The following is an 8,761-nucleotide window of genomic DNA, read 5'->3' as shown; positions in this document are numbered from 1 at the left end:
CCGGCAACCAAGGCGGCGTGCGCACCGCTGGCGGCAGCCAGCTCACGCTCACCGACGACGACGCCAAGGCGATTCGGACGCAGATCCCGGAGGTGCAATACGTTGCCGCCGGCCTGCGTGGCGGCAGCCAGCTGGTGTATGCGGAGAACAACTGGTCGACCAGCTGGCAGGGCGTGCAGCCGGATTTCTTCGACATCAATGGCTGGAAAATGGCTTCCGGCGAGGGCCTGAGCGCGCAGGACTACAGCTCTGCCTCGAAGTCGGTGGTGATCGGCGAGACCGTCCGGCAGAACCTGTTCGGCGATGAAGACGCGATCGGGCAATCGATCCGCGTGGGCAAGGTGCCCTTCACCGTGGTTGGTGTGCTTGCCGCGAAAGGCCAGGGTGGTTTCGGTCAGGATCAGGACGATGTGGTGATGGTGCCGCTGGAAACCGCGCGACGCCGGCTGGTAGGCAATTCCAATCGTCCGCCGGGCTCCGTGCAGGCGATCGCACTCGGCGTCACCCGCGCTGAAGACCTCGGCTATGTGCAGGAGGAGGTCGAAGGCCTGCTGCGCGAACGCCACCATATCGCGCCCGGCGCCGACGACGATTTCGTGGTGCGCAACATCGCCGAGATCGTCGCCACGCGCACCGCGACCACGCGCATCATGTCCTTGCTGCTCGGTGCGGTCGCGGGAATTTCACTGATCGTCGGCGGCATCGGCATCATGAACATCATGCTGGTCTCGGTCACCGAGCGCATCCGCGAAATCGGTCTGCGCATGTCGGTCGGCGCCGGCCCCAGCGACATCCAGCGGCAGTTCCTCGCCGAAGCGATGCTGATTTCGTTCGGCGGCGGCGCGATCGGCACGACCATCGGCGTGGTCGGCGCACTCGCCGTCAGCAAGTTCGGATCATTGCCCGTGCAGCTGGATTGGAAAGTGGTCGCGCTGGCCGTGGTCTGTTCGGTGGGCACTGGCCTGTTCTTCGGTTTCTATCCGGCGCGCAAAGCCTCGCAACTCGACCCGATAGAAGCGCTTCGACACCAGGGGTGAGGCGAAGCGCTTGCGACATGCCTTGAAGGGCATGTCGCGCTTCGCCGAACGGGCGGGGCAGGAGCCCCGCCCCGGGGTTGCGAGGTGAGCGCAGGATGCGCGAGTCCGCAACGGCCAGCGAGACGCAGGCGAGCGCATTGGCTCGCGAAAATATTTTTGATTTGCGACATGCTTTTAAGGGCATGTCGCGCTCGCTCAAAAACTCCGATCACCACCAATCAATCCGCCCAAGCCACCGAGGACCGAGCCCTCGTCGCGGCCGCCGCCGTTGCGTGGCATCGCGCTGAACATGCGGCCGGCCAGGCGCGAGAACGGCAGCGACTGGATCCAGATTTTTCCGGGGCCGGTGAGTGTGGCGAGGAATACGCCTTCGCCGCCGAACAACGCCGACTTCACGCTGCCCACGCTCTGGATGTCGAAGTTCACCGTCGAAGTCATCGCCACCACGCAGCCGGTGTCGACATCGATGCGTTCGCCGGCGGCGAGTTCGCGTTCGACGATCGTGCCGCCGGCGTGGATGAACACCAGGCCGTCGCCCTCGAGTTTCTGCATGATGAAGCCTTCGCCGCCGAACAGCGCGGTCATGATCTTCTTCTGGAAGAACAGGCCGATGGAAACCCCGCGCGCCGCGCACAGAAACGCGTCTTTCTGGCAGATGATCTTGCCGCCGTAATTGGCCAGCGTCATCGGCACGATCGTGCCCGGGTACGGCGCAGCGAATGCGACGCGCGCCTTGCCGCTGCCGCCGCCGCTGTGCGAAAACACTGTGGTGAACAGGCTCTCGCCGGTGATCAGGCGCTTGCCGGCGCCAACGAGTTTGTCGAGGAATCCGCCGCCGCTCGATGCCGCGCTGCCGTCGCCGAACACGGTTTCCATCTTCACGATGGAATCCTTGTACATCAGCGATCCGGCTTCGGCGACCGCGCTCTCGCCGGGATCGAGTTCGACTTCGACAAACTGCATGTCCTCGCCGAAGATGCGGTAGTCGATCACGTCGCTGCGTTGGCCGGTCACGGATACCGGTAGCGGCGGTGCGGAAATCTGCCCCGGCGCGGATTCGCCGCGCAGTTCCGCGCAACTGGCGATCGGCAGCCATTCGGCGAAACCCTGACGCCAGCAATGGCCATTCGCATCTTTCGCGGCCTGGGCGATCGCGGCGGCGGTGTCGAGCGGCCCGATTTTCTGGCCGTTGTAGCTGAAGAACCACTGATGCATGGAAGACTCCTGGAAAGATGAAATTTCTATTGATCGTAGGAGCGATGGCAATCGCGACGAGAATTGCGGCGGCGGGTCGCGATTGCCATCGCTCCTACAGGCGGAGGGATCAGGCCAATCCCACCTGTTGGCGGATGCGCTGCTGTTCGGCTGCATCGAGTTGCAGGCCGGATGCGAGCTGGTCGAGAAATTGTTTTTCGCTGTCGGTGTCGGCGGTCATGCCGATCAATGCAGCAACGTAGACTTCGCTGCGCAGGTCGGGCGTGGTCTGTGCGATGAGTTGTGCCAGCGTCAGCGGATGGCGGAATTCGGCATCGAGCGCAGCGACTTCGCTGGCCTCGAGGCCAGCATCGCGGGCATTGCCGAGGATGCCTTCGCGCTCTTCGGCATCGATCAGTCCGTCGGCATTGGCTGCGCAAATCATCGCGCGCAATACATGCAGGGCCTGCGCATGTCCGGTGGCATCGAGCGCCGCTGCGGGCGGTGGCGGGGGCATCGCGGTATTGGCGGTGGCACTGGCGGTCGCGGCCGGCGCTGCCTTTTCGGCGGTGAAATGTTGATACGCGGCCACCGCCAGTGCGATCAGGCCCATGCCGACTTTCGTCTCGATGCCACGCGGCAGGCCGCTCAACGAGCGTCGCGGGCTGCGCCGACGCGTGCCTGCCAGGCCGCCGCCGAGGGCGCCGCTCAAGACATGGCCCAGCAGTTTTTGCGCATCGAACATGGTCGCTCTCCGTTGGTGGGCAGATAATGCCGCAGGCAGAGTAAGGCCACGTGTGCCTCAGGTCACGCCGCCCGGAGCCGGCCCTGTGGCAAAATGCCGGCGACCCTGATTTTCCGAGCGCTTGTTCATGCCGATTGCCGAGCCAATTGTCGACTCATTTTCCCGCTGTGCCTGCGTGAGCCCGCGCACGACCGGTCAAGCCTGATCCTCATGGCCGACAGCTCCGGCAGTCATGCACCGCGCAGCCCGTTCCGGGCTTGGCAGGCATTCCTCTGGTCGATGCAGGGGCTGCGTGCGACCTGGGATGTCGAGTCCTCGTTCCGGCTTGAGGTCTACCTGTTCGTGCCGCTGGTGGCGTTGGCGCTGTGGCTGAGTCCGGATGGCGTCGAGCGCGCGATCATGATCGGCTCGATGATGATCGTCCTGATCGTCGAGGTGCTCAACTCCGCAGTCGAGGCAGTGGTCGATCGCTGGGGCGCGGAACACCACGAACTCGCCGGCCGTGCCAAGGACATGGGCTCGGCGGCGGTGTTTCTTTCCGACATGAATGTGCTGGTCTGCTGGGGCCTGATCCTCGGCCCGCGTTACCTGGCCTGAGGCGAGACTATGGAGTGGATGTTCAGCAGCGAGATCTGGGTGGCCTTGTTCACCCTCGCCACGCTTGAGATCGTGCTCGGCGTCGACAATCTCGTGTTCATTTCCATCGCGGTCAGCAAGCTGCCACCCGAGCGTCGTCCGCAGGCGCGCCGGCTGGGCCTGGCGCTGGCCTGCATCACCCGCCTGATGCTGCTGGTGTCGTTGGCCTACCTGGCGCGCATGCAGAACAACCTGTTCAGCCTGTTCGGGCAGAATTTTTCCATTCGCGATCTGGTGCTGATCGGCGGCGGCCTGTTCCTGCTGGTAAAGGGCACGATGGAAATCCACGACTCGGTCGAAGGCCGTGGCGAAGACGAGGACATCGAGACCAAACCGTCGGCGGTGTTCGGCTACGTGATCGCGCAGATCGCGGTGATCGACATCGTGTTCTCGCTCGACTCGGTGATCACCGCAGTCGGCATGGTCAACAATGTCTGGGTGATGGCGGCGGCGATCATCATCGCGGTCGGTGTGATGATCTTCGCGTCCAATCCGATCGGCGATTTCATCGATCGCCATCCGACCGTGAAGATGCTCGCGCTTGCCTTCATCATCCTGGTCGGCGTGGCGCTGATCGCTGATGGTTTCGAGATCCACGTCGATCGCAAGCTGCTGTATTTCGCAATGGCGTTCTCGGCCGGCGTCGAGGGCTTGAATCTGCTGACCAAGCGCAAGGCGCGCAAACGCGGCAATACGCAGTAGCGGCGGAAAAATAACGACGGCGTAACGCCCGCGAAGATTTCCTCGGCGACGCCGATGCGGGGTGTCTTGCGACCGATTGCGTCTCCGCCCGCGCGATGCTCCAATGCGGCCTCTGCCCTGGAGGTTGCTCATGCGCGCGATTCGCTGGATTGCCCTTGCCTTGATGCTGCCGGTGCTCGCCGGTTGCGGTTACAACCGTATCCAGACGCAGGACGAAGCCGTCAAGGCGCAGTGGTCGGAAGTGTTGAACCAATACCAGCGCCGCGCCGATCTGGTGCCAAACCTGGTCAACACCGTCAAGGGTTATGCCGCGCAGGAAGAGCGCGTGCTCACCGAAGTCACCAACGCCCGCGCCCGCGTCGGTGGTATCAACATCACCGCCGACCAGGCCAGCGATCCGGCCAAGCTCGCCGAATTCCAGAAAGCCCAGGGCGAAATGTCCGGCGCACTGTCGCACCTGCTGGCGGTCGCGGAAAATTATCCCGATCTCAAGTCCAACCAGAATTTCCTCGAACTGCAATCGCAGCTCGAAGGCACCGAAAACCGCATCACCGTCGCGCGCAACCGTTACATCCAGTCGGTGCAGGATTACAACGTGCTGGTGCGGCAGTTCCCAGTGAACCTCACTGCGAAGGTGTTCGGTTACGCGATCAAGCCCAACTTCACCGTCGAAAACGAGGCGGCAATTTCCAAGCCGCCGACCGTCGAATTCGCGCCGGCTGTGCCGACGCCGGCACCGGCCACGTCGACACCTGCGCCCGCGCCGTCGAACTGACCGACAGTGATTCGCGGCTGGTTTCTTGCGGCAGCGTTGCTGCTCGGCGCGGCGCTCGCGTTCGCCGCGCAGGCGCAGGACGTGCCGGTATTGCACCAGCACGTCACCGACCTCAGTGGCACGCTGGATGCGACGCAGATCGCGCAACTGGAAGCGTCGCTGGCCGCGCTGGAGCAGCGCAAGGGCAGTCAGATCGCGGTGCTCATCATTCCGACACTCGGCGACCGCGCGCTGGAAGAATATTCGCTGGCGGTGGTCGAGAAAAACAAACTCGGCCGTGCAAAAGTCGATGACGGTTTGCTGCTGCTGATCGCGAAGGACGACCACAAAGCGCGCATCGAAGTCGCTTACGGCCTGGAAGGCGTGGTCACCGATGCGATTTCCAGCCGGGTGATCCGCGAATACCTCGCGCCGAAATTCCGTCAGAACGATTATTTCGGCGGCATCAAGGACGCGACCGACGTGTTGGCCAAACTCATCGACGGTGAACCGTTGCCGCCACCGATGGCTGTCGACAGCAGGCAAGGTCCGCCACCGACGATATGGTCGGCGATCCTGGGCCTCATCGTCGGAGTATTCGCGGCCGGCACTGGCATCAAGCCACTGACGTTTCGCCGCATCGGCGCGGGCGCGGTCGCTGCCTTGGCGGCCTGGTTCTTTTTCAGTCTCGGTATCGCTGCGATCATCGCCGGCTTCGTCGCATTCGTCGTTTCCAATTCCAGCTCCGGGCGCTTCAGTTCCGGCGGAGGTGGCTGGGGTTCGTTTGGCGGCGGCGGCGGTTTCGGCGGCGGCAGCAGTGGCGGCGGCTGGTCGGGCGGCGGCGGTTCTTTCGGGGGCGGTGGCGCCTCGGGAGGCTGGTGATGCTGCAACGTCTCGTGCTGAATCTGTTTGGCGGCTGGTTCCGGCAGCCGCGCTGGTTTCCGGCAGCGACGATGCGTCGCATCCGCGATGCGATCGCCGCTGGCGAACTGCGTCATGCCGGCGAACTATGCTTCGCGGTCGAGTCGCGCTATTCGTTCTGGTCGGTGCTCGCCGGCCTGCAACCGCGTCAGCGCGCGCAACAGGTGTTCTCGCTGCTGCGCGTCTGGGACACGCAGGACAACAGCGGTGTGCTGCTCTATCTGCAGCTGGCCGAACGCCGCGTCGAGCTGGTCGCCGACCGCGGCATCGCAGCGCGCGTGGATGCGCAAGCCTGGCAGACGATCTGCGCGCGCTTCGCCGACGACGTGCGTGACGGCGAAGCGGAGACTGCGGTACTCGCCTGTCTCGACCGCATCAATGCGCTGTTGACCGAACACTTTCCCGCAGCGGCGGACAACCCGCGTGAACTTCCCGACGAGCCGGTGATTCTGTAGCGCGCTGCGCGCACGTTCGCCGCGTGCGCGTTTGTGGTTGAGTGCGCGTTACCTTTGCGTGACTTGTTCGGCGCGATCCGCCTGCAATTGTTCGATCAGGGTATCGACGTTTTCGCAACTCGCCAGGCAACGGGTACCGATGCAGAGGGTCGCCCGACCACCAATCCCGACGGGTTTCGCCGCCAATCCAGGCGGCAGATCGATGCCATCACCGGCGATCGCATAGATGCGCAGCGACTGCGGCCATCGCGATTGCAGGGCTTGTCGCCACGCCGCCAGTTCGTCGACGCTGCCACGGATCACCACTTGCGGTAACGGCCGGCGGAATTCCGCGAGCGCCGCCAGCATCGCGGCAGCGGCCTGCGGTAGCTCCCCGATCGCCACCCAGGCCGCGCGCAGGCAGGCTTCGGCGGCGTCGAGATAGCGCGGCTCGGCAAGCAGGAAGCCGAGTTGCAACAGCGACTGCGCCGCGATCGCATTGCCCGAAGGAATGGCATCGTCCAGCCAGGGTTTTGGCCGTTGCGGCAGCGCTTCGTGATCGCGGGCGGTGAAGAAGAATCCGCCATGTTCGCGATCGATGAAATCGCTGAGCAATGTCTCCGCGAGTTGTATCGCCATCTGCAATGTGGCATTCGACCAGCGCGATTCCAGCAGGGTCAGCGCCGCCTGCAGGCTGTAGGCGTGATCGTCGAGGAATCCCGGTCCCGTGGTGCCCAGCACCGCCGGCAAACGGCCGCGCACATCCATCGCCGCCTGCAATTGTTTGAGAATGGCCTCGGCTTCGTCCAGCCAGTCTTCGCGTTGCAGGGCGCGACCGGCGCGGACGAGGCCGGTGGCCAGCAGCGCGTTCCAGGCAACAAGACGCTTGTCGTCGCGCGCGGGCCGGATGCGGCTTCCGCGCGCAGCCAACAATGTTTCGCGTGCCGTGGTGATCAGCGCGACGACACGTGCTTCATCGATCGCGAGCGCAGCGGAAATCTCGGCAGACGTGCGTACGGTGTGCAGATGCCAGGCTTCGTTCTCGAAATTCGGTTCGCGATCGAGACCATAGTGAAGGGTAGCGACAGCAAGCGAATCGCCGCCGAGCAGCGCCGCGAATTGTTCGCGCGTCCACAGGTAGAACTTGCCTTCGACGCCTTCGGAATCGGCGTCAAGCGCCGAACAGAAGCCACCGGCCTCGGCGCGCATTTCCGATCGCAGCCAGGCGACGATACCTTCGGCCGCCTGCCGAAAAGCTGGTGCGTCCACCGACAGCGCCGCTTCGGCATAGACCGGCAGCAGCTGCGCGTTGTCGTAAAGCATTTTCTCGAAATGCGGGATGTCCCAATGCTCATCGACGCAGTAACGAAAAAATCCGCCGGCCAGCGGATCGTGCAGGCCGCGGGCGGCGATGCGTGCGAGCGTGGTGTTGGCAGCCTGCGCGGCTTGCGTATCGCCCGACTGCGCGAAATGCAGCAGGCGGTCGATCTCGCCGGCATGCGGAAATTTCGGCGCGCCGCGGTGGCCGCCGTTGACCGGATCAAAGCCGGCGAGGAAACGCTCGCGCGCGTCGCGTATCGGCTGGTCGGAGAGTTCGCCGGCATGTGCGGCCTCGCGGCCGTAATCGGCGAGAAAGCCCTGCAAGGCCTGATTCTGTTGCTGCACCTGGTCGCGCTCGTTGTCCCACCATTGCCGCGCGCCCTGCAGCACTTCCGAAAACGCCGGCATGCCGTAGCGCGGCGTTTTCGGAAAATACGTCCCGGCGTAGAACGGCAGCAGCGTGTGCGGATCGAGAAATACGGTCAGCGGCCAGCCGCCGCCGCGCCGGGTCAGCGCCTGATGCGCGAGCTGGTAGATGCGATCGATGTCCGGACGTTCTTCGCGGTCGACCTTGATGTTGACGAAGAGCGAGTTCATCAGCGCGCCGGTGTCGGCATCCTCGAAACTTTCGTGCGCCATCACATGACACCAATGACAGGCTGAATAACCGATCGAAAGAAGAATGGGCTTGTCGCTGCGGCGCGCTTCGGCGAGCGCGGCGGGGTTCCATGCCTGCCAGGCGACCGGGTTGTCGGCGTGCTGGCGCAGGTAGAGGCTGGATTCGCTGGCGAGTCGGTTGCTCATTGCCTGATCCGGGTCGTCGCAACGGTTGGAGCGCACATCCTGCGCCCGTCCGATGCCAGGGGGAAAGCGGCCGGGGTGCATTCATCGCCGCGAAATCCTCGATTCGCGCTTGGGTCAGCCCTGGTAGTCAGGCAAAATGCGCGCATGCCCGGACCCTATCTGCACGACATCAATCCCATCGCCCTGCCGCTGCCGTTCTGGCCGCACGGCATCC

9 protein-coding genes are annotated in these 8,761 nt (G+C 64.3%); 6 read left to right on the top strand and 3 right to left on the bottom strand.

Features of this window, described 5'->3' with window-relative positions; genetic code table 11:
* On the top strand, positions 1–1,037 hold a 1,037-nt coding region (locus VKM35_RS02720), incomplete at its 5' end, for an ABC transporter permease (protein ID WP_324318100.1).
* Between the two features lie 195 nt (positions 1,038–1,232).
* Here the strand turns inward: VKM35_RS02720 and VKM35_RS02715 are convergent.
* On the bottom strand, positions 1,233–2,252 hold the full coding sequence (locus VKM35_RS02715) for a TIGR00266 family protein (protein WP_324318098.1): 1,020 nt from the start codon (positions 2,250–2,252) through the stop codon (positions 1,233–1,235).
* A gap of 109 nt (positions 2,253–2,361) precedes the next feature.
* Positions 2,362–2,976, bottom strand: coding sequence for a DUF533 domain-containing protein (locus VKM35_RS02710; protein ID WP_324318096.1), 615 nt, complete (start codon positions 2,974–2,976; stop codon positions 2,362–2,364).
* Positions 2,977–3,186: 210 nt separating this feature from the next.
* Between VKM35_RS02710 and VKM35_RS02705 the strand changes: the two genes are divergently transcribed.
* The 5 genes from VKM35_RS02705 to VKM35_RS02685 all read left to right on the top strand — a co-directional run bounded on the left by VKM35_RS02705 (position 3,187) and on the right by VKM35_RS02685 (position 6,444).
* A complete protein-coding gene (locus tag VKM35_RS02705) occupies positions 3,187–3,573 on the top strand; it encodes a diacylglycerol kinase (protein WP_324318094.1) in 387 nt (128 codons plus the stop codon).
* Positions 3,574–3,582: 9 nt separating this feature from the next.
* Positions 3,583–4,314 carry a TerC family protein gene (locus tag VKM35_RS02700; RefSeq protein WP_324318091.1) on the top strand — a complete coding sequence of 244 codons (732 nt, stop codon included), beginning with the start codon at positions 3,583–3,585 and terminating at the stop codon, positions 4,312–4,314.
* A 130-nt stretch (positions 4,315–4,444) separates the two neighbouring features.
* Positions 4,445–5,089, top strand: coding sequence for a LemA family protein (locus tag VKM35_RS02695; RefSeq protein WP_324318089.1), 645 nt, complete (start codon positions 4,445–4,447; stop codon positions 5,087–5,089).
* A gap of 6 nt (positions 5,090–5,095) precedes the next feature.
* The gene (locus VKM35_RS02690) at positions 5,096–5,950 is read left to right on the top strand and encodes a YgcG family protein (RefSeq protein WP_324318087.1); all 855 of its coding nucleotides are present in this window, start codon (positions 5,096–5,098) and stop codon (positions 5,948–5,950) included.
* The gene (locus tag VKM35_RS02685; RefSeq protein WP_324318085.1) at positions 5,950–6,444 is read left to right on the top strand and encodes a TPM domain-containing protein; all 495 of its coding nucleotides are present in this window, start codon (positions 5,950–5,952) and stop codon (positions 6,442–6,444) included. Before VKM35_RS02690 ends, VKM35_RS02685 begins: the two co-directional genes overlap by 1 nt.
* Positions 6,445–6,492: 48 nt before the next feature.
* On the opposite strand, the gene VKM35_RS02680 is transcribed toward VKM35_RS02685, so the two are convergent.
* Entirely contained in the window at positions 6,493–8,547 is a 2,055-nt protein-coding gene (locus VKM35_RS02680; protein ID WP_324318083.1) for a thioredoxin domain-containing protein, read from the bottom strand.
* Positions 8,548–8,761 lie beyond the last annotated feature (214 nt).

Origin of the sequence: Arenimonas sp., assembly GCF_035312645.1 — a bacterium.
Classification (GTDB): Bacteria; Pseudomonadota; Gammaproteobacteria; order Xanthomonadales; family Xanthomonadaceae; genus Arenimonas.
Note: the sequence above shows the minus strand (reverse complement) of the source record. Positions and strands in the feature narration are given on the sequence as shown.

What these genes read in the sequence shown, in the direction of transcription:
- VKM35_RS02685 (WP_324318085.1), top strand. Translation starts at nt 5,950, where the DNA reads ATGCTGCAACGTCTCGTGCTGAATCTGTTTGGCGGCTGGTTCCGGCAG.
- VKM35_RS02700 (WP_324318091.1), top strand. Translation starts at nt 3,583, where the DNA reads ATGGAGTGGATGTTCAGCAGCGAGATCTGGGTGGCCTTGTTCACCCTC.
- VKM35_RS02695 (WP_324318089.1), top strand. Translation starts at nt 4,445, where the DNA reads ATGCGCGCGATTCGCTGGATTGCCCTTGCCTTGATGCTGCCGGTGCTC.
- VKM35_RS02715 (WP_324318098.1), bottom strand. Translation starts at nt 2,252, where the DNA reads ATGCATCAGTGGTTCTTCAGCTACAACGGCCAGAAAATCGGGCCGCTC.
- VKM35_RS02680 (WP_324318083.1), bottom strand. Translation starts at nt 8,547, where the DNA reads ATGAGCAACCGACTCGCCAGCGAATCCAGCCTCTACCTGCGCCAGCAC.
- VKM35_RS02710 (WP_324318096.1), bottom strand. Translation starts at nt 2,976, where the DNA reads ATGTTCGATGCGCAAAAACTGCTGGGCCATGTCTTGAGCGGCGCCCTC.
- VKM35_RS02705 (WP_324318094.1), top strand. Translation starts at nt 3,187, where the DNA reads ATGGCCGACAGCTCCGGCAGTCATGCACCGCGCAGCCCGTTCCGGGCT.